Source organism: Ruegeria sp. G10, from assembly GCF_056533645.1.
Genome location: NZ_JBQFOQ010000002.1, coordinates 459,213 through 478,700, shown reverse-complemented (window position 1 = coordinate 478,700; position 19,488 = coordinate 459,213). Strand labels below are relative to the sequence as shown.

The following is a 19,488-nucleotide window of genomic DNA, read 5'->3' as shown; positions in this document are numbered from 1 at the left end:
CCTCCGAAGGGTCGTCAGGTGTTGGTCTGCAAATCGGGTGACAGCGCGGATTGCAGGAGTTTGGCAAAGGCGATGCCAGCGATGAGGGCTCCGACGAAAGCGAAGACTTCCCACCGGCCGGTCCCAAGCGCCGGTAGCGCGCCGCCCGGGCAGAACCCGGCGATGCCCCAACCGATGCCGAAAAGGGCTGAGCCTCCGATGAGTTTCGAGTCGATCTTGGTGGCAGACGGCAAGTGGAACACCGGATCAAACACTGGTGCCGCACGGCCAAAGACCAGCTTGTAGCCGATAAATGTGGTCACCAATGCACCCCCCATGACAAAGATCAGAGAGGGGTCCCAAATGCCGAAAACGTCAAAGAAATTAAGAACCTTAGCCGGGTTCGCCATCCCCGAAAGCGCTATGCCGACACCAAAGATCAGACCTGCCAGATAGGTTGCGATCAGCTTCATAACCTACCCCCCGATCACATGGCGAACGAGGAACACCGTGACGAAAGTGAACAGCATGAACGTCGCCGTTGCCGCGATTGAGCGGACGCTCAGCCGTGCCATGCCGCACACACCGTGCCCCGATGTACAGCCCGCCCCAAAGGTTACGCCCATGCCAACGATGAACCCGCCCAGAACCAGGGCAGCGGTGGGTTCGGGCACCTGTACCGCAGGCATCCGCCCCGTGGTCAGCCAAACCGCCAGCGGCCCGGTTGTCATCCCCACGAGCAGCGACGCGCGCCACGCAAAGTCATTGCCCGAGGCAGGCTGCAGTAGCCCGGCCAGAATGCCTGTCGCGCCCATAACGCGCCCCATCAGCAGCATCAGTAGAACCGATGCCACACCAATCAGAATGCCGCCGGTTAGCGACGCCCACGGAGTGAAAGCCGTTTCGATCATCAGCAATTCCGACAGGTTTTTAGGCCGATAATGCTGTAGATCGGGCAGTTGCCCACAAAGGCCGTCAGGGCAAAAACGCCAGCGACGATGAGCCCCAGCCAGAACAGACCCCCGGTCCCCAGCAGCCCGGCGCCCAAAGCCGCATAGACAAGCGCCGCAGCAATCAGAATGCGCGCCGCGCGGTCGAATTTTCCCATATTGGTGGTCATGTCACACTCCATCCAGAATCGATGGAGCGACTTTTGCATACCCCTCGCTACAGCTTTGGTGACATGGTCACCAAAGTGCTTGCAGCGACGGCTAAAGCTCGGCCCCGGCTGATTTCACCATCCGCTGCAAGCCGTCGCGGCCGGTCAGACGTACCTCGCCACGCGCCTGTTCCACCCAGCCCCGCCGCTGAAATTCCGACAGAATGCGCGAGATCACCTCGCGCGCAGTTCCCAGTTCCGTGCCCAGAACCGCATGTGTAGCACGGACCACATGGTCCGGCCCGGCCAGCTCCAGCAAACGCGAAGCGAGCCGGACATCCATACGCTGAAAAACGATATCATCGATCAGCGTGAACAGATCAGTGATGCGACGGGAATAGGCCGTAAACACGAACTCGCGAAACACCGAAGACTTCGCGACAAGATCGTCAAAGGTCTTGCGTGGGATCGCCACGGCAGTCACATCGGTTTCAGCGACACCGTCCGCAGAGTAGTCCTCAAACGCCAGCATGCAGGCGGTGGTCAGCACACAGCTTTCACCGGCATTAACACGGTAGAGAAACACCTCGCGCCCGGTTTCAGATTTCTGCTGTACGCGGACGGTGCCGTTCAGAAGGAGCAACAGATTGTCCGCGGTCTGGCCCGGCGCAAAGACCTGCGTCCCGGCGGGCACGGATACGATCTGGCTGCCCGCGATCAGATCAGTGCGGACAGAATCCGGCAACTGTTTGAGGCCTTTGAACTTTTCGATCCAAGAGTGTTCCATTGGCGATGTTATTTTGTTGTTGTCGGAGGGTCAGATGCACAATCGATAGTGGCATAAGACAAATATTATTCAATGCAGAAATTGGAATGTTTTGACCTAGACGCGCTTCAACAGTTCGACGCGGTTCTGTGGCAAGCATTTTGACGGGAGCAACAGTGAAACTGGTGCGCAGCTTTACCTGTCAGTTTGGCGAACTGCTGAACCGTCAGGGGTCCGGGCGTGAATTGACGTTTGCGGATCTTGTTGACCAATTCTAAGCCTGCCTGAACAACGGCGGCCGGAGCAAAAAACATGATGCCGAGCATGGGCTTGATCCGTCGTTTGATGAATCGATGGTCTTGTTCGTTGATATTGTTGAGTTAATTCCGCCCAACCATCTCAGTCGGCCTTAGGCAACCAAAGCTTCGCTAAATCGCTTTTCTATTGCTAGAATCAATTCGTTTTGACCTAAATTACAGAGTTTTCGGTTGGTAAGGGATTATACTAGTGAAATATAAGATATTGATCTTGGGAGCTTCGTACGGATCACTTCTTTCTACCAAACTATTGATGGCTAACCAGGATGTGACGCTTGTTTGTCGCCAAGAAACTGCCGAGTTAATAAACCGAGAGGGGACACGCGTTCGCATAAAACTACGCGGTGAAGAAAAGCACAGGTCGTTCAATTCGAATGACCTTCTCGGAGAGCTGAACGCAATGCCTCCTGAGAAGGTCGACCCAAATGAATACGATCTGATTGCCCTTGCAATGTCAGAGCCGCAGTACTGTCATGAAGCCATTGCAAACTTGCTTCAGCGGATCGCAAATGCTGGCAAACCCTGCTTATCTATAATGAATATGCCGCCACCGCCTTATTTGCAGCGCATAGAGGGGCTGGATGTCGGAGGGCTAAAGTCGTGTTTCACGTGCCCCGAGTGCTGGAGCGCCTTCAAGCCGGGGAATGTAACTTTATGTAGTCCTGACCCTCAGGCATATCGGGTCGTGGAAGAGGGCGCAAATGTCTTGCACGTGGGTCTTCCAACCAATTTCAAAGCCGCACCTTTCGAGAGCGACGAGCACAATGAAATACTGCGAAATCTGGAAACAGCGATTGATGCAGTTCGCGTTGAAGGAAACGACGTACCTGTCAAGCTAAGGGTTTTCGACTCCTTGTTCGTGCCATTCGCGAAATGGAGTATGCTTTTTGCAGGAAACTATAGGTGTGTTCTTCCCGAAGGCGCTCGTGCCATTAAGGATGCCGTTCACTGCGACGTCGCACTGTCCGAGAGTATATACGAAACAGTAAGCGGTATTGTCAGTCATTTGGGAGCGGATTCAGGAGACAAAGTGCCGTTCGAGAAGTATGCGAATGCGGCAAAAAGTCTATTGAAGCCCTCTTCTGCAGCGCGCGCAATTGAGGCAGGCGCAGGGCAAGTTGAACGCGTGGACTTGCTCGTAAACCTGATTGCAGATCAAATTGGAATGGCGACCCCCGAGCTTAAAAATGTGGCTGAAACTGTCAGCGCGCGTTTGGCGGCGAACCGCGAAACAGGGCGCTGAGTAGGCAAACCGTTCATGCTAACTTTCCAGCCGGGAAAAGACTGTGGTGAACCCTTAAACATACCTTGTTCTGAGGGCCTATTCCGTTTGAGTTAAATGCCGTTTCTACTCACCCAGCTACTACATCCACCTAGCAAGGGATCTTTGTGCCTGTGACCAAAATTTTGGCTTTCAACCGCCCGACATACGAAGCAGCGAGAGTGCCTACGCAAGCTAATGTTGACGAACTACGAATTTGGATGTTCGTTGGTCTAGTTTAAGGCGTTATCGGGAGAATTTTCTTGAAAAGAATACTATTTGGGGCTCGTAGCCCTCTGGTCGTTGACTATGAAGAGACGCTTCGGCGATTGAATACGCCGGCCGATATGTGTGTGTCACTAGGGGATCCTGTTCGCGTGCTTTCGCGTAGGTCGGTGGTTCATCTCGACGATCTAGGGGATACTGATGGAGTTTTCTGGCCATGTGCGTTTCATCCAAGACGTCGTAAACAACTGGCGGAAATTGCAATAGAACATGGCCTCAAACCCGCTGATGCCATGATTGATCCTACAGCGGTTCTTGCACGGTCGACCCGGGTGGGAGCAATGAGTTTCATAAATGCAGGAGCTGTAATCGGTGGCGCAACCATTGTGGGCGAACGGGTGCTTGTGAACAGAACAGCAAGCGTTGGACATCACTGCGTTCTGAATGACGGTGTGAGTCTCGCGCCCGGCGTCACGCTTGCTGGCAACATTAAGATTGGATCCGACAGTATTGTTGGCGTTGGAGCGATAATCTACCCAGATGTCGAAATTGGTTCTGGATGTATCATTTCAGGCGGATCCGTTGTCCGCAAAGACGTGCCGGATGGGGCATTTGTTGCTGGAAACCCTGCGACCGTAAAGGAGTTAGACCTTGCGCGCAGCACACTGGGGTCCGACGATCAGGAGTAGTTGTTTTGCACTCTGAATTTGCAAACCATTTGTGGCAACAAATTAAGGCAGACCCGAAAAAGACATTTTGGCAAGGTCCGGATTACGCACACAGTTACGACGAGCTTGCCCGTGCAATTTGCGAGCATTGTGGAAGATTCGACAGCATTGGACTGGAGAGCGGTCAACCTTTGGTCATCGTCTCCAACGACGATTGGGTCGCGTCCACGTTGTGGATCGCGGCGGTACTTGACGGAAAGGTCCCCTCGATCATTGCCCCGGACTCCAGCGAGGACAGGCTTGTCGGAATCGCTGAATTAATCAAACCGAGTCTGATTGTTGCAGATATTGAGCGCCGCAATCAGCCTTGGGCCAAATCCGACTCGTGGGTTTCCTTTTTTACCAACAACCTTCCCAACGCTGAAAAACGAGATCCGTCTTTGAAGCAGCCGGAAAGCAGTTTGGCTTATCTATTGTTTACGTCGGGCACCACATCGCAACCCAAAGGCGTTATGCTGACGCACACGAACCTGCAGACTCAGTTGGCCGCAATCTCGCGCGTCTGGGAATTGGAACACCGATCAAAAATCTTTAATGGTCTTGTAACCTATCATACCGATGGATTGGTCCAGGGGCCTGTATTGACGGCCTTCAATGGAGCGACACTGCTTCGGCCCGGCGCATTTTCATTAAACCGGTTAGAACAGGATTTGTGTTGGTTACGTGATAGTCGTGCCACGCATATGATTAGTGCCCCAACGGTGTATGCCTTGATCGACCGACACGCGGCCCGATCAGACTATTTTGATCGTAGCGAATTTAAAACGATCCTGACGACCTCCGCGCCAATGGCCCCAGATCTTTGGGACAGACTCGAGAAGCGGTTCAAAAAACCGATCGTGAATGAATACGGTATGACTGAAACAGTCGCCGCCAGTCACTTTGCTGGACCTCACGCGGAAATGGGTGAGCGATATACGATCGGCAAACCGATCGATTGCGAAGCAATAATAGTCGATCCGTCTACTGGAAAAGAACAGCCGCAAGGTGAAGTTGGGGAGTTGTGTTTGCGCGGGCCTTACATCTTTGCCGGATACTTTGGCCGACCAGAAGAAACGGAAAAGGCATTCCGTGGCGACTGGTTCCGTACGGGAGACCTTGCAACCGTAACGCCGCAAGGGAACTTCAGTATTGTCGGACGAATGAGCACAGCGATCAATAGCGGCGGATTTTTGATACGCCCTGAAGAGATTGATGAGGTGCTCTTAAAACACCCGGATGTGCTTGAGGCGCAGTCCGTAGGTGTTTCGGACGATGACTTTGGGGCCGTACCGGTTTCTGCAATTGTCCCTCAGAAGCCTCTGGAACAGTCTGATATTTTGGAGTTCTGCCGGACGAAATTGGAACGCCAGAAGGTACCCAAGAAAGTTGTTTTTTTGAAAGAACTTCCGCGTCGAGGATCAGGAAAAGTTGATCTGCCTGCACTGAAAGAAATTTTGCAGAACCAATCGACCATCACCCGTGACATCAATAGCGAGCACGATGCAGTCATCCTGGATATTGCCGCCGAAGTGTTTGGCACGAAAAAAGGCTCTCTGAACATTGCGTTCGGTCCAGACCAAATTGCGGGGTGGGACAGCTATTCTCACACAGTATTGGTCATGGAAGTTGAAGCCCATTTTGACATTCAGATATCGATGTCTGAAATCAACAGTATTGAAACGCTTCAAGATCTTTCCAATACTGTTGCGAGGCAAGTCAAAGCGCCTGATACAAGTGAGCCCGAGGAACCTCAGGATGGGCCGCTTGAGGTGCTGCGTGGCGGAACCGGTGGTGTCACTGTGATAGCGATGCCAGATCTTTTCGGGGTTCCGCTTTGGATCAACAAACTCCTCCCCTTTATTGACGATCGTTGCGAAGTTTTGGGCCTTCGACCCAATACGGAAATGTTAAGAGAGCGCGACAACCAATCAATTTCTGAATACGCGCAGGAATGCGCAAGGATCATTCTCGGACATGGAATTTCTCAACCTACTTTGATCGTCGGATACTCATTTGGGGGTTTTTTGTCATACGAAACCGCTAACATTCTAAAGGATGAGTCCCAGAATACCGTCGTGCCTGTGCTGTTAGATTCCGCAGTTCCATCCAGGCTGCGTCGAAAACGCTTTTCAGATAAAATTGAATGGCACGCACGGATTATGGCGTGGCGATTTAGGTCCTTCCGTCGCGTATTTGCGAGCGTTGTTTCAACAAAGGGAGAAACGTTGGATGAGCCCGGCTTATTCCCGGTTGCGCTATCAAGCCATCCGGCGTCAATACGGGCCACAATACGCCAGTTTTACAGTGCGCTTTCTAGATACGAGCCCAGCTATTACACAGGAACAATTTGTCTTCTGCGCGCTACAAAACGACGTTCAATTCTTGGGCCTTCGCCTAATTTGTCTTGGGATGTTTTTGCAAGCGAAGTTGATCAATACGACATCAACGCAGATCATCGTACTATCCTTTTTGACGATACTTCTTGCCAACGCACTGCAAGCGAAATCAACAACATAGTTGTTAAACTTGCTGAAAGATAAAAGGCTTTTGTCTTTGGCTCAGGATGCATTGATCTTAAGAGCGCGGCATGATTCACGGCTCGAGAAAACGGAGTGGTCATATGAGCGACCTATTTCGGCTGACTGACGAGCAGATGGCCAAACTTTCCCCTATCTTTCCGCGGTCGCACTCGCATCAACCGCCATCTATTGGTTATGAAACCTAATCCTGGTGAAGCCAAAATCGGCTTTCAATCTACAGCTTTCGGCAGAAGTCAAAGCAGCCGCCATGTGCTGTTGGCATTGAATCATTCGATAGATGACATAACATACATTTTGATAATGAACCGAAGCGGAAGCTCAGGGTAGTAGTTGAAGTAGTTTGTGGAGAAAAAATGTATCGTAGAAGTTTTCTAGCCGCACTTGGCATTACGCCGCTTGCCACTCTGGGTATCGCAGCACCCTTGTCTGGTGTAGAGCAGAACAGGGTAGTTGGCACCTATGGCCATAGTCTTTGGTATCACAATCAAAAATATGGTAGTGTCGGTCGTTGGGTGACCCTTATGGTCGCGCAGGATCGTGGCAAATCATTCAAGAATGCATTTACCTTTAATACTATTCCGGGCGCCACTCCGCCAAATTTCGATCAGAAAATGCCAGGAGTGACGTCGCCACGTGCCAATTTCAAAACTTGGGCTGGCACAAACGCAGCGGGCTTCACCGATGTTGTTATGTTTATTGACAACTTTAACCCAACGCCCATCCGACATGGCATGGATCGTGATCCTGCTATTGGCGGTATACCAGCGGGCAGTCCCGTTCTGGCCCCAGAACATTTTGGAAGTCTGATTAGTCGTTGGGAGGCTAATTCGGCAACTCCACAGAATTTTTGGATCTACGAGTGTTGGGGCGCTGCCAATAGCATGGCAGGTCGGCCAATCAACAAAGATGGAACATCGACCGCAGAAGGCTTTGCGACTTATCGTGCCTACACGACAGACGAGTTTGGGTACAACGCATGGTACGACAAGTTATTGGATTATGTGAAAGCCGACTATCCAGCCATAGCCGAGAGAATCAGATTAATGCCAGCTTGTCGCGTTCTAATTGGCGTGATGGAAAACACCGCGGCATCCACCCTGGTTTCTTCGGACTGGTTTGAAGACTGGGCTCCGCATGGCACATCTACATGCTATTGCGTGGTCGGGGCCATTGTCTACTCTTGCCTGTATGGAGAAGCAGCTCCAAAGCCTGAATTCTCTAGAACCGGCGTGCATGAAACGGTCCAGAGCAATTGGTCAGAAATCGCTGCTTACATTAACTCACAAGTGAACACCTAGATACAGTCCTAATCGAGGGACTTGTTGCGAGGTTTCTGACCGAACGAAGAGATCACACTGAACCTGCGGCCTATGCCGTCAGTTCTGCAAGTTGATGAAACGTAAGCATTCCGGGCTTGGGTTGGCCTTCGCGGATCATTTGCGTCAGTTCAAATCCGTCCGCTTTAGCGGCCGCTGAAGCAAAAGCCTTGAACGCTAGCGGTGGTCGCGTGTTTCCACCGATGGAGCGATGGTCCATTCTCCAAGGACCATCGTAGGTTTTTTTGCGGCGACGCGCGGCCTCAGCCATCGCGCAAGAGTATCTTTTCATCCAGCGGTTCAGTGCAGTGTGGTCTACCGAAACACCGCACTGACCCATGATTTCCTCTGGGTCACGGTATGAAACACCAAATCGAACGCAGAAGAAGACCGCGAACGGGATCACATCCTTCGGAAGTTGCGTACCCTTTGAAAGAAATCTGAACTGACTTTCGGCTGAACTACACCGGCACCCATTCACCTCTGCGTTCTTGAGCGTCAATTGCAAAAGGTTTGCAACAGCTCTGTCAGAGGTGAAGTTTGCGACAGAACCTATGTTAAATTAAGATGCAAACGGGGTTCTCGGAACTTCAGACAAATACGATTTCTAGAGCCTGTAGTTATTCAACCGCTCGGTTCTCTTCAAAACGTCAAGGCCCTGCATGTTCAGGTAGTGTAATAGGTCGATGAAAATCCAGTTCTCGACGAGTTTGCCGTTCTCGGCACGGTACATATCGACAACGCGCATGTCCGCTGGGGCTGGACCGGCAGTCATACCTAGATATCCGCCCATACTCTGCAGCGTCAGATTGGCCCATCCGAAAAAGCCACCGTAGCTGCCCTCTGCCAAGCGACAAAGGTGACCATTGAACTTTCGCGTGCTGCTGAACGCTTCGGTAAAGGGGTCGCCGTGTTGCTGGATATACCTGCGGCTCGTATAGGTTGCTCCGATTCCGGTCGGTCCCCACCAAACCATATCCTCACTCCAGTTCCTGCTGAGTTCTTCTACTTCTTCTTCAAAGCTGGTCCCTTCCGGTCGCGAGTTTATTTCTCCTAGCATAGAGTTAATACGCGCAAGGGTTTGTTGCCCCAGTTCCTTTGGTTGCACGCCATACAGCAACCCATCCTGAGTTGCTGGGCCTGGATTTACCAGATGCGCTCCTGTCGCCGGAGGGAGCGGGTACTGACCGGCCTGATTCATGACTGAGAGGATATCGATAAACATCGCAGTTTCCGTGATCTTGCCGTTTTCCACTTTGTTGAATTCGGCATATGGCAACATAACGATGCGTTGGTTCGGGCGAATGCCAAGCCACGGCTGATCAAAAAGCCCCATGAAGTGACCCATTGAGATCACCCAAACCGATTGAAAACCGTCGATCTCATTCAAACCGGCGATAAAGATTCCCGGGCGTCGTTGTAACCTGAAAAGCGATGTTTTTAGAGGTCCCCAAAAGACTTCGGCTACGGCGTTAGGCCCTGATAGTTCATTGAAAGGATGCATGCCTCGCCAGATCACTTCGGGAGACATGAACTGACTTAGTACCCCCTGGGTCTCGTTTGCGCCCGCTTTCGAGAGCGCTTGGTGGAACGCCCGCACATGGGTCTTCTCGGCCTGAAAATCCAAAGTCTTTTCTCCTAAAGAAAAACCGCGGTTTGTTCATCCGCATAATGCCATCAGTCGACAAAACCACAGATCAGCGATGTTCTGCAGCTGCATCTTGTTCGCGACACTTCGTTCGGTTCTAGTTGCGATCAATCGCCCTCGGTCTGCATAAGTATCTGTTTCCAAACGGCGACTTCGTCATAAAGCGCGTACTCACGTCGAATACCGCGCGGGCCAAATTCGACGTGTGAAACACCAAGCACATAGACATCAGCGCCCGTTGGTTCGCCGAAGGTTCCCCAACCTTCATGCTTTCCTTCGATAGACCAGCGAATGGCGGCGCGGGGGCTTAGAAGATCGTCGTGGCGTCCGATTGTGTGATGGATCTTGAATTCGCCGTTGGGAAAGGACGACCGCAGCCGCGCCCAAAACGAGTTGGCATCGCAGGGCCCGTGCCCTTGCACCCCGCCGGCGTATGCCGAGTGGCACTGCTCATCGTATTCTTCCAAAACAACACTCAGATCGCCGTCCATGATCCGGTTTAGGATGCGTGCGTATTTCGCTCCCCACTCGTTGTCGTTACCGGTTCCCTTATAGGGTCCGGGTTGGTCAATCGCAGGGGTGAAAGGTTTGACACATTTTTCTGGTCCGCCCTCTGCTTTGATCTCTTTGCGGGCGTAGTCCTTTGGATCCCATCCCATCTGTCGAACGACACCGCCCGTATCCCGAAACAACCACTCGTCATCTATCACGTCATCACGTGCGGCACAGTCAGCGACAATCCAATACCAGATCTTCTTACCGGTCGCTTTTCCAAAAATGTCATCTTCAGTGTGATGCATGACATCACACACGCGGTGAGAGGAATAGTAGTGACCGTCGTCGCTGCACGACCAGATCACATCTTCGGCTCCCGCTGTTCTATCGGGCGCGCGTCCGATCATCTCGTAGGTTGCCTGAATCACCGGTTCGACCCCAACGGTTATCCCGCCTGGCGCGCGAACCACGATGTCTTTTGCATAATAGTCGTGCAGAGCAAGCACCTTGCGATCGTCCCAGATTATCCTTGTAATATCAATGATATAATCAGTGAAGTCCGGCCATCTTTCGCTGAAATTCGTCATCCAAGCCTCCTCAAACATCAACGCGATCGCCCCGCAATTAGCGGGCTACGTCAGTCCATGAAACCTTATGCTGCAAAATGTGCATGCACAATATGTAATAATAATTTGGTGATTTTGCACAGTGATGCTACGTTTCTGACGAATCGTTGCAGGGTGGAGCCTTACTGCACATGGCAAACGAAGAAATTCTCACCGCTGATGGCGTCGAAAAATCATTCGGCGCTCTTCATGTTCTCAAAGGCGTGAGTCTTCATGCCAGAACAGGCGATGTGGTCTCGATCCTCGGATCATCTGGATCGGGCAAAAGCACGTTGCTGCGCTGCCTGAACCTTTTGGAAACGCCGGACGCGGGACGCATCAAGGTTGACGGAACCGAGATTGATGCAGCGAAGTTCAACGCAAAAAGCGGCAAGACCATAGACCAGAAGCAACTGACTGCACTTCGGTCACGCCTGGCAATGGTGTTTCAGCAGTTCAACCTGTGGTCCCATTTAACGGTCCGCGAAAACGTCATGCTGGCCCCCATGAAGGTATTGGGTTTGTCGACTGCAGAAGCCGGTGAGATTGCGGATCAGTTTCTGAACCGTGTTGGCGTCTACGAGCGCAAGGACATGTACCCAATCCATATTTCGGGGGGCCAGCAGCAACGTGCAGCGATAGCGCGCGCTTTGGCGATGCAGCCGAAAGTGATGCTGTTCGATGAACCCACCTCGGCGCTTGATCCAGAGCTTGTCGGCGAGGTGCTTAAGGTCATGCGTGAACTGGCAGATGAAGGGCGCACAATGATCGTTGTGACGCACGAAATGTCGTTTGCACGCGATGTCAGCGACAACGTTGTCTTCATGTCAGACGGGGTGGTTTCAAAATCGGGCCCGCCGTCAGAAATGTTCAAAGGCGACCACTCCGGCGAGCCTTGGGGAGCCTTTCTCAAACACGCACGCGGACAGATTGACTGAACTATCTAGCCATTCAGCAAGGAGGAATATCATGAAGAAACTACTAACCGGCCTGATGGTCGTCGGCGCCATTGCAGTCGGCTCTGCGGCAAGCGCCGAAGGCACTCTGAGGTTTGGCGTCGATCCGACGTTTGCGCCGATGGAATTCAAAAATGCAGATGGCACATTGACGGGTTTCAACGTCGAAATTGGCGAAGCGATCTGCGCGGAACTGAAGAAAGAATGCGTGTGGGTCGAATCCGACTGGGACGGCATCATCCCGGGTTTGCTTTCGGGCAATTTCGACGCGATCCTCAGCTCTATGTCGATCACGCCGAAGCGGCAGGAAGTTCTGGACTTCACCATGCCATTCCAACGTGGTGGTTCGCGTTTTGTCGTCGCTGAGGGGACCGAGCTTGACGACACCTACGGCGCGTTGGGTGACGTGAAAATCGGAGTGCAGCGCGGTACGGTTGATCACGACTACGTAAAGAAATTCTACCCGGAATCCGACATTCGCCCCTACCCCGGCCAGGACGAAATCTGGCTTGATCTAACTGCTGGCCGTCTTGATGCTGCATTCGTCGGCAATCTTCCAGCGCAGAACTTCTTTGGCACCGAGGGCGGCAAAGGCTTCACACAGGTTGGGAGCGTGCATAACGACCCGGAAATCTTCGGTGTCGGTGCTGGTATTGCAGTTCCGAAGGGGTCGTCCGAGTTGCAAGCCGAGCTGAACGGCGCACTTGAGGCGATCCTCGCTAACGGTGAGTTCCGCCGCATCAACTACAGCTATTTCGACTATGATGCCAGCGGCGGCCTGCTGGAATAAGACCAAGACAACCTCCCTGACTGGCGGCTGCGAAAGCAGCCGCCGTTTTTCACCTAATCAGGAACAAGCCTGTGAACCCTGAAGTCCTCTCATTCCTGCCGCTCGTCCTAAAAGGCGCTTACATCACGGTGGTTCTGAGCCTAGTTTCAACACTGCTTGCTGTCTTGTTCGGCGTCCTTGGCGCAAGTGCCAAGCTGAGCAACAGAACCTCGCTTCGCGTGCTCGGCACAGCCTACACGGGCGTTGTCCGCGCGGTTCCCGACCTTGTTCTGATGCTCCTGATTTTCTTTGGTGGCCAGTTGCTGATCAACAACTTTGTCAATGCAACCGGTTTGATCGAACGATTCCAGATACCGAAGTTTGCGGCAGGGGCCTTCACGATTGGCCTGATTTTCGGTTCGTACATGACCGAAACATTCCGATCAGCCTACCTGTCCATCCCAAAAGGTCAGGTCGAGGCCGCCAAAGCGTGTGGCATGCGGCCCAGCCAGTGGTTGCGCTTCATCGTTTGGCCTCAAATTGTTCCTCTGGCTCTGCCAAGCTTCACAAACAATTACCTTGTATTGATGAAAACGACCGCACTTGTGTCGATCATCGGGTTACAGGACGTCACATATACGGCGCTTCAGGCAGGGCGCACCACGCGCGAGCCGTTTGCATTCCTGATTGTTGCGATGCTGGTCTACCTGACGTTCACGATCATCTCTGATCTCGGCCTTCGCTATATGGAACGCCGTTATCGCACGGAGGCCGTGTGATGAACTTTTCCCTGATCGTCGAGTTCCTGCCCAAGTTCGTCGAGGGCGTTCAAACCACACTCTGGCTGGTCGCCCTGTCTTTGGTCATCGGGTTTATCATCTCGATCCCGCTGTGCCTTGTGCGGGTCTATCGCGTGCCGTTCGTTTCTCAATTCTCACATGGTTACTCTTACGTAATGCGGGGCACCCCGCTTCTGGTGCAGGTCTATCTGCTTTACTTTGGGCTGGCCCAGTTCGAGGCCGTGCGTGAATCGATTGCCTGGCTGGTACTGGAGAACCCTGAGACATGCCTAATCCTGGGCTTCGCACTGAACACTGCGGCTTACATGAGCGAAATTCTTCTTGGTGCAATCCGCGCCGTGCCTAAGGGAGAGATTGAAGCTGCGCGCGCCTACGGCATGTCAGAGGCCAAAGTGGTGCGCTACATCACGCTCCCTAACGCGCTCCGGCGCTCGATACCGCCCATGTCCAACGAAGTTATCTTCTTGACCCACGCCAGCGTCATTGCCAGCGTTCTTTCTGTCGCGGACATTCTGGGCGTTGGCCGTGAATTGAACGCTTCGTATTACGTTGTGCTCGAAGGGTTCCTGACGGCCGGGGCGCTCTATGCCGCGATCGTCGGAGTTCTTACGATTATTTCTGGATCACTTGAGAAGAAATATGCAATGTTCCTGCGCTAAGAAACTGGCACCGGTAGTGAGATGAGCAAAGTAACGGCATCAGATGTAGCGCATTTGGCCGGAGTAAGCCGATCGGCCGTGAGCCGGGTGTTTACTCCCGGTGCCTCCGCAAGTCGCGATACAGTGGCGCGGGTGCGAAAAGCTGCGATGGAACTGGGCTATCATCACCTTGGCGCGAAGAAACGGAACTCGGAAGGGGGGCGCATCGGCTTGGTAATCAGCAATGTTGAGAATCCGTTCTACGCTCAAGCCACCAAGGTCCTCTCGATGGCGCTCCAGGCAAAAGGTTACGATACACTTCTTTTGGTCGAAATGCCGACCGTGGGCACAGCGGACGCAATTATCGCACGCTGTCTTGATCAGGGCGTAGACGGTCTGTTGGTATCTAGCGCCGCCACGGTTTCCGAGCTTGCCAATCAATGCGAAAAGGTTGGCATTCCTTCCGTGTTTTTCAACAGATTGCCAAATGATGAGCTTTCGAACTGCGTAACGTCTGACAACTATTCGGGCGGTCGCAAAATTGGGAACCACCTGATCGAGACCGGGCACAAGAAGATTGCGCACCTCGCGGGTTGGGAGTTCGCCTCGACGCAGCGAGATAGAGAAGCAGGTTTTTTGGCATCGCTGCATCGAGCAGGTATGTCGTTGCATTCCAAAGCTATCGGCAACTTCGACTACCATGAGGCGCAGGAAGCAACCAGGCAGCTGTTTGCGGGTTCTGATAAACCTGATGCAGTGTTCGCAGCTAACGACCATATGGCGTTTGCCTGTATGGACGTGCTGCGGTTCGAGCTTGGCCTGTCGATACCTGACGACGTTTCCATCGTGGGTTTTGACGACGTGCCTCTGGCGTCGTGGCCCTCATATAATTTGACGACGGTCAGTCAACCTATTGACCAGATGGCTGCCAAAGCCATCGAATTGCTGGTTGGACAGATCGAAGTAAAACACACCAAACGAGAACGTATCGCACTGGATGGAACTCTCATCGTCAGAGGTTCATCCCTGAGACCAATGTAAGCGGACGCTTCGTTCTGCTCATTGTGTTTTTAACTGCACGCCGCTTGTGCGGTTCCAATTCCATGTGTGCCAGTTTCCGATCACCGATCGTTTCAGCAAAGTAAGGGATTTCTCGTAACCCGGTTTACACAACAGCCTTTGTTCCCTATCCAGGCTTCCGGGGGGTGCAACGGGCAGCCGAGCTTTCGAACATAGCGACGGCAAACCGTGAGAACGAATGCGTCGTCAGCGTGCGCCATGATCTCGTTGATGCATGAGCATTTCATACGGGCACTTTTTGAACTTTTAGGATTTCGATTACCATTGCAGCCGTCCAGGTAAAGTCTCCGCCACCACATGGTTCCCCGCTGACTGGGTCATAGTATTCCGCAAAGCCGCTTTTCTCGATGAGGCGCAAACTGTCAGCCAGGATGCGCTGCGCCAAAGCGTTCTGCCCCGACCGGGCCAGACCCTCCGCGATCATATAGTTCACAACCAACCATGTTGGCCCACGCCAATAGCGTTTGCTGTCAAAGGCGTCATCCGCCGGATCGTGACTGGGCACCAGATAACCGCATCGCTCGGCCAACAATTCGATCCTCTGAGCCAGCGTTTCAGCGCGTCTGTGGGGCACGTCCGCAATTGCCGCAAGTAAGCCGCCGACCGTTGGCGTGTCCTGCAATCTACTCGCGGATCGGTTGTAACACGAGTATTGTCCAAGCGTTGGATTCCATAAATTTTCCAACGCTGCACGGCCCTTGACGGCCATATTTCGGGCTTCGGAGGTCATCGACGGAAGGCCCAGGATTTCGGCCAATTCAGCGACGTCGTCGCAGGATCTTATCAGGATGGCGTTAAAGCCCGGGTCAACCAGTCGAAATGGTGAGGCGTCATGCAGTTTCGCGTTGTCCCAACCCAATTCGCGGAAGTGCTCAACCAACCAGATATACCTCTGATACTGATCATCAGTCGGGCGGTGATCGGGATTGGTGTGTGCCGTATCGCGCCGTGTAAACGGGGTTACGCCTTCAGTCGGCACAGCCTTCAATCCCTCGTCCCAGTCTACAGAATTGTCCCGACCAGATTCCCATGGGTGCAGGATCGCCACCAGCCCAGTGCCTTCAGGATCACGATTGCGATAAAACCACTGATGCCACGCATGGACTTTGGGTAAGAGCCTGCCCAGACGTGCGCGCGCGACAGCTTTGTCATCAGAGCGGTCGTAAAGCTTGCGTAAGGCCAAGCCAGCGACCGCTGGCTGGGTGATCCCGGTCGTGGGCACGGCTTGGCCGGTTTGCCAGACATCAGGACCGGGGAAATACCCGTCATCAGGTTCGTGAAAAACGATATGGGGAACCATACCGTCATCCCACTGATGCGCCAAGAGAGTCTCAACTTCGATCCAGGCCCGGTCCATGTCGAAATGCGAAAAGCCAAGCGCCGACAAGGCGCTGTCCCAGTTCCATTGGAAAGGATAGAGACCGTGGGTCGGGACTGTGTAGCTGCCCCGGTCGTTTCGTTCCATGACACCGCGGGCCTGATCAATTTGCGCTTGGCTCATCCTGTTTCTCCTTTAGGCGACGGCCAAAGTGGTTTCCGGGTCAAACCAGCGTCCCCTACCTTCTTGGGGTGCCAGTGTAAGTACGTCGCCTGGTTTCACGTTGAGTTCACTGTCCAAGACAGCGCGAAACTGGTGTCCATCGACATCACAAGTCACAAGCAGATGTGCGCCCAACGGCTCAACGACCTTTGCGCGTGCTGCAAAACCTGTATCTGTAACGCGCAAATCTTCCGGGCGAATGGCCCACTTCAGGTCTCTACCGCTAGCCGGTCCGTCCAAGATCTGTCCTGCTACTGTCCAGCGGCCAGAGCCCGCAGCTTCAGCGGGGAGGAAATTCATCGGCGGGTTGCCGATGAAACTGGCCACAAACTCGGCCGCTGGATCCCTATACACCTCGATGGGTGAGGCAGCTTGAACAATTTTGCCCTGATACATGACGCTGATCCGGTCGGCCATGGACATGGCTTCGACCTGGTCGTGGGTCACATAGATAGCGGTGGTTTTGCTTTCGGCCAAAACGCCCTTAAGCTCAGCCCGCATCTCCATCCGCAACAGTGCGTCAAGGTTAGACAGCGGCTCGTCCATCAGGATCACATCCGGCTCCATTGCCAATGCACGAGCAACTGCGACCCGCTGGCGTTGACCACCGGACAATTCTCCTGAATATCGCTTGAGCAATTGCTCGATATGCATCAGCCCCGCGGTTCGTTCGACGCGGCGCTTGACCTCGTCATCCGGCAGTTTCTGCATCCGCAATCCAAAACCAATGTTCTCGAACACCGTCAGGTGTGGGAATACCGCGTAGTTCTGGAACACCATCGAAATGCCGCGATCCTTGGGCGATAGGTGATCCACACGACGCCCTCCGATCCAGACTTCACCGGTCGTAGCCGTCTCAAGTCCAGCGATGATACGCAGGAGTGTGGACTTACCGCAGCCCGAGGCTCCAAGAAGGACCATAAATTCCTGGTCTGCAATGGTCAGGTTGATGTCGTGAAGAGCTTGGTACGATCCAAAGTTCTTCGCGACGTTCTTGATCTGTATTTCAGCCATAACAGTTTCCTTTCAGCCACCGCTCAGCGGTTGGCGATGCCCCACATGGCAAAGAGATATTTGCGTACAGCAAAGATGAAGATCAGCGCAGGCACCACGAGGATGAAGCCGCCTGCGAATTTCAGGTGCAACGGAGCTTCGCCCAATGTCTGCAATAGGAACGCGGGAAGCGTCCGGTTTTCGATGGTCAGCACTGCCGCCGCGAATACTTCGTTCCACGAAATCACGAAGGCGAAGATCGCCGAAGCCGTAATACCTGGAAGCACCAAAGGCAGGATCACTTTGGTAAATGCGGTCAGACGCGTGCAGCCTAACGTCCAGGCAGCTTCCTCCAGCTCCAACGGAATGCCCGAGAAGAGCGAGAAGGTGATCAGCACCGCGAACGGAATCGCCAGGGTCGTGTGCACAAGAGACAAGCCAAAGGCCGTATCATCCAGCCCGGTGCGGATAAAGAGAACCGCAAGAGGAAGCGCCAAAAGCGGAAGCGGGAAAGCCCGCGTCAGCAAGATCAGCAGCCGGAACAGCTCTTTCCCACGGAATTCAAACCGAGAGAGAGCGTAACCTGCCGGCGCTCCGATGGTGATTGACATCACCATCGTCAGTACAGCAACCACCACCGAGTTCCACAAGGCCATCAGCATCCCTTCGAACCCCATGAAGAAGTTCACGGATCCCATATTGAACTCCGGAATGAAGCTCTTCGGGAAGCTGTTCACCGTTTCCGGCGAAGACATTGTGTTCACGAACAACAGGTAGAGCGGTACGATCACCCAGGCGCACAGCAGGATCACTCCGGCCCGGTAGATCCCCCTGCCCGCTTTGCGGGCATCAGGGGCTACAACATCAGCTACAGCGCTCATATCGTTGCTCCTTTCGGGACACGTAGTGCGCGCATGATCAGCAGCGTAAAGACGATCGAGATAATCAGAACGATGATCGCCAATGCAGCTGCTCCGCCGCCATTTTGCAGGTCAAATTGGTACGCGTAGATTTCGCCCATGAGCACCGGGAAGAGCGTTCCACCGAGCGCGGCGACCACAGCAAAGACTTCAAAAGCCAGAATGACGCGCAGGATCAATGCTGTTTGCAGCGATGGACGCAGCATTGGCAGGGTGATCCGGGTGAATTGCTTCCACCGGGAGGCTCCGAACACATCGGCAGCCTCATAATATTCTTTGGGGATCAAACCGATGCCCGCCACTAGGATTACAAGCATAATCGCGGTCGCACGCCAAATCTCAGCCAACATAATTGCCAGGAAGACGATCCACGGGGATTGATAGCTAAGCAAGCTGACAGGTTGGTCTGTGACACCAAGCCCGACCATCATCGAGTTCAGGAAACCCGATTGCTCAAAGATCGCCAACCAGATGATACCGGCAGCAAGGTCAGAGATGCCAAGCGGAATAGTCCAAATATACAGAACCAGATCGCGGCCCTTTTGCATCTTTGTGACCATTGTGGCCATCAAAAGAGAAAGTGCCAGCTGGATCGGCACCACAGCAGCAGCCAGGAGAAATGTATTCTTCATTGAGATCGGGAATTTCCAGTAACTCACAACCTCTCGAAAGTTATCCAGTGAGAAACCGTTCTCAGTTCCAAACGCCTCCTGCGCGACCAGCACAAACGGGTAGAGGAAAAACAGACAGAGAAACAGGGTCACCGGGAGGATCAGAAAGTATGGCAATAGCCGCGCTTCCATCGGACCGCTCCTTTGAATTGGGAAATGC

The 19,488-nt window shown here is 53.3% G+C and carries 20 protein-coding genes; 9 read left to right on the top strand and 11 right to left on the bottom strand.

Annotated features, from left to right (window positions below):
- Positions 1-14: 14 nt before the first annotated feature.
- The 4 genes from ACR0KM_RS06000 to ACR0KM_RS05985 form a co-directional block, all read right to left on the bottom strand.
- Positions 15-452: a DUF6691 family protein gene (locus ACR0KM_RS06000; protein ID WP_480820130.1), complete on the bottom strand. Its 438-nt coding sequence runs from the start codon at positions 450-452 to the stop codon at positions 15-17.
- A 3-nt stretch (positions 453-455) separates the two neighbouring features.
- Positions 456-890, bottom strand: a complete 435-nt coding sequence (locus ACR0KM_RS05995) for a YeeE/YedE family protein (protein WP_480858284.1) — start codon at positions 888-890, stop codon at positions 456-458.
- A complete protein-coding gene (locus ACR0KM_RS05990) occupies positions 890-1,099 on the bottom strand; it encodes a YgaP family membrane protein (RefSeq protein ID WP_480534505.1) in 210 nt (69 codons plus the stop codon). The genes ACR0KM_RS05995 and ACR0KM_RS05990 overlap by 1 nt, the downstream gene beginning before the upstream one ends.
- Positions 1,100-1,190: 91 nt before the next feature.
- Positions 1,191-1,865 carry a Crp/Fnr family transcriptional regulator gene (locus ACR0KM_RS05985; RefSeq protein ID WP_480820135.1) on the bottom strand — a complete coding sequence of 225 codons (675 nt, stop codon included), beginning with the start codon at positions 1,863-1,865 and terminating at the stop codon, positions 1,191-1,193.
- 486 nt (positions 1,866-2,351) lie between these two features.
- Between ACR0KM_RS05985 and ACR0KM_RS05980 the strand changes: the two genes are divergently transcribed.
- The 4 genes from ACR0KM_RS05980 to ACR0KM_RS05965 all read left to right on the top strand — a co-directional run bounded on the left by ACR0KM_RS05980 (position 2,352) and on the right by ACR0KM_RS05965 (position 8,195).
- Complete coding sequence (locus tag ACR0KM_RS05980) at positions 2,352-3,404, top strand: ketopantoate reductase family protein (protein WP_480858282.1); 1,053 nt, start codon at positions 2,352-2,354, stop codon at positions 3,402-3,404.
- 281 nt (positions 3,405-3,685) lie between these two features.
- On the top strand, positions 3,686-4,336 hold the full coding sequence (locus tag ACR0KM_RS05975) for an acetyltransferase (protein ID WP_480858280.1): 651 nt from the start codon (positions 3,686-3,688) through the stop codon (positions 4,334-4,336).
- A 5-nt stretch (positions 4,337-4,341) separates the two neighbouring features.
- The gene (locus ACR0KM_RS05970) at positions 4,342-6,897 is read left to right on the top strand and encodes an AMP-binding protein (protein WP_480858278.1); all 2,556 of its coding nucleotides are present in this window, start codon (positions 4,342-4,344) and stop codon (positions 6,895-6,897) included.
- Positions 6,898-7,250: 353 nt separating this feature from the next.
- Positions 7,251-8,195 (top strand): hypothetical protein, encoded by a 945-nt coding sequence (locus tag ACR0KM_RS05965; protein ID WP_480820143.1) that lies wholly within the window; start codon positions 7,251-7,253, stop codon positions 8,193-8,195.
- A gap of 70 nt (positions 8,196-8,265) precedes the next feature.
- Here ACR0KM_RS05965 and ACR0KM_RS05960 read toward each other — a convergent pair whose 3' ends face one another.
- The 3 genes from ACR0KM_RS05960 to ACR0KM_RS05950 form a co-directional block, all read right to left on the bottom strand.
- Positions 8,266-8,694: a hypothetical protein gene (locus ACR0KM_RS05960; protein WP_480858563.1), complete on the bottom strand. Its 429-nt coding sequence runs from the start codon at positions 8,692-8,694 to the stop codon at positions 8,266-8,268.
- A gap of 126 nt (positions 8,695-8,820) precedes the next feature.
- Complete coding sequence (locus tag ACR0KM_RS05955; RefSeq protein ID WP_480858276.1) at positions 8,821-9,840, bottom strand: nuclear transport factor 2 family protein; 1,020 nt, start codon at positions 9,838-9,840, stop codon at positions 8,821-8,823.
- Between the two features lie 128 nt (positions 9,841-9,968).
- Positions 9,969-10,943 carry an ester cyclase gene (locus tag ACR0KM_RS05950; RefSeq protein ID WP_480858274.1) on the bottom strand — a complete coding sequence of 325 codons (975 nt, stop codon included), beginning with the start codon at positions 10,941-10,943 and terminating at the stop codon, positions 9,969-9,971.
- A gap of 170 nt (positions 10,944-11,113) precedes the next feature.
- On the opposite strand from ACR0KM_RS05950, the gene ACR0KM_RS05945 reads away from it, so the two are divergent.
- From ACR0KM_RS05945 to ACR0KM_RS05925, 5 genes are all read left to right on the top strand, one after another.
- Positions 11,114-11,899 carry an ATP-binding cassette domain-containing protein gene (locus ACR0KM_RS05945; RefSeq protein ID WP_480820149.1) on the top strand — a complete coding sequence of 262 codons (786 nt, stop codon included), beginning with the start codon at positions 11,114-11,116 and terminating at the stop codon, positions 11,897-11,899.
- A 31-nt stretch (positions 11,900-11,930) separates the two neighbouring features.
- Positions 11,931-12,707 carry a transporter substrate-binding domain-containing protein gene (locus ACR0KM_RS05940; RefSeq protein WP_480858272.1) on the top strand — a complete coding sequence of 259 codons (777 nt, stop codon included), beginning with the start codon at positions 11,931-11,933 and terminating at the stop codon, positions 12,705-12,707.
- Positions 12,708-12,778: 71 nt separating this feature from the next.
- A complete protein-coding gene (locus ACR0KM_RS05935; RefSeq protein WP_480858270.1) occupies positions 12,779-13,465 on the top strand; it encodes an ABC transporter permease subunit in 687 nt (228 codons plus the stop codon).
- A complete protein-coding gene (locus ACR0KM_RS05930) occupies positions 13,465-14,145 on the top strand; it encodes an ABC transporter permease (protein WP_480820155.1) in 681 nt (226 codons plus the stop codon). Before ACR0KM_RS05935 ends, ACR0KM_RS05930 begins: the two co-directional genes overlap by 1 nt.
- A gap of 21 nt (positions 14,146-14,166) precedes the next feature.
- The gene (locus ACR0KM_RS05925) at positions 14,167-15,165 is read left to right on the top strand and encodes a LacI family DNA-binding transcriptional regulator (protein WP_480858268.1); all 999 of its coding nucleotides are present in this window, start codon (positions 14,167-14,169) and stop codon (positions 15,163-15,165) included.
- 262 nt (positions 15,166-15,427) lie between these two features.
- On the opposite strand, the gene ACR0KM_RS05920 is transcribed toward ACR0KM_RS05925, so the two are convergent.
- From ACR0KM_RS05920 to ACR0KM_RS05905, 4 genes are read right to left on the bottom strand one after another with little or no spacing between them, the layout of a single operon-like run.
- A complete protein-coding gene (locus tag ACR0KM_RS05920; protein WP_480858267.1) occupies positions 15,428-16,705 on the bottom strand; it encodes an amylo-alpha-1,6-glucosidase in 1,278 nt (425 codons plus the stop codon).
- Between the two features lie 12 nt (positions 16,706-16,717).
- Positions 16,718-17,758: an ABC transporter ATP-binding protein gene (locus ACR0KM_RS05915; protein WP_480820161.1), complete on the bottom strand. Its 1,041-nt coding sequence runs from the start codon at positions 17,756-17,758 to the stop codon at positions 16,718-16,720.
- A gap of 23 nt (positions 17,759-17,781) precedes the next feature.
- Positions 17,782-18,618 (bottom strand): carbohydrate ABC transporter permease, encoded by an 837-nt coding sequence (locus tag ACR0KM_RS05910; protein ID WP_480820163.1) that lies wholly within the window; start codon positions 18,616-18,618, stop codon positions 17,782-17,784.
- On the bottom strand, positions 18,615-19,460 hold the full coding sequence (locus ACR0KM_RS05905) for a carbohydrate ABC transporter permease (RefSeq protein ID WP_170556212.1): 846 nt from the start codon (positions 19,458-19,460) through the stop codon (positions 18,615-18,617). The genes ACR0KM_RS05910 and ACR0KM_RS05905 overlap by 4 nt, the downstream gene beginning before the upstream one ends.
- Between the last annotated feature and the right edge of the window lie 28 nt (positions 19,461-19,488).

Bases quoted from the DNA above. Each gene is read 5' to 3' on its own strand.
- ACR0KM_RS06000 (WP_480820130.1), bottom strand. From the start codon at position 452: ATGAAGCTGATCGCAACCTATCTGGCAGGTCTGATCTTTGGTGTCGGC.
- ACR0KM_RS05995 (WP_480858284.1), bottom strand. From the start codon at position 890: ATGATCGAAACGGCTTTCACTCCGTGGGCGTCGCTAACCGGCGGCATT.
- ACR0KM_RS05990 (WP_480534505.1), bottom strand. From the start codon at position 1,099: ATGACCACCAATATGGGAAAATTCGACCGCGCGGCGCGCATTCTGATT.
- ACR0KM_RS05985 (WP_480820135.1), bottom strand. From the start codon at position 1,865: ATGGAACACTCTTGGATCGAAAAGTTCAAAGGCCTCAAACAGTTGCCG.
- ACR0KM_RS05965 (WP_480820143.1), top strand. From the start codon at position 7,251: ATGTATCGTAGAAGTTTTCTAGCCGCACTTGGCATTACGCCGCTTGCC.
- ACR0KM_RS05950 (WP_480858274.1), bottom strand. From the start codon at position 10,943: ATGACGAATTTCAGCGAAAGATGGCCGGACTTCACTGATTATATCATT.
- ACR0KM_RS05945 (WP_480820149.1), top strand. From the start codon at position 11,114: ATGGCAAACGAAGAAATTCTCACCGCTGATGGCGTCGAAAAATCATTC.
- ACR0KM_RS05940 (WP_480858272.1), top strand. From the start codon at position 11,931: ATGAAGAAACTACTAACCGGCCTGATGGTCGTCGGCGCCATTGCAGTC.
- ACR0KM_RS05930 (WP_480820155.1), top strand. From the start codon at position 13,465: ATGAACTTTTCCCTGATCGTCGAGTTCCTGCCCAAGTTCGTCGAGGGC.
- ACR0KM_RS05925 (WP_480858268.1), top strand. From the start codon at position 14,167: ATGAGCAAAGTAACGGCATCAGATGTAGCGCATTTGGCCGGAGTAAGC.
- ACR0KM_RS05920 (WP_480858267.1), bottom strand. From the start codon at position 16,705: ATGAGCCAAGCGCAAATTGATCAGGCCCGCGGTGTCATGGAACGAAAC.
- ACR0KM_RS05915 (WP_480820161.1), bottom strand. From the start codon at position 17,758: ATGGCTGAAATACAGATCAAGAACGTCGCGAAGAACTTTGGATCGTAC.
- ACR0KM_RS05910 (WP_480820163.1), bottom strand. From the start codon at position 18,618: ATGAGCGCTGTAGCTGATGTTGTAGCCCCTGATGCCCGCAAAGCGGGC.
- ACR0KM_RS05905 (WP_170556212.1), bottom strand. From the start codon at position 19,460: ATGGAAGCGCGGCTATTGCCATACTTTCTGATCCTCCCGGTGACCCTG.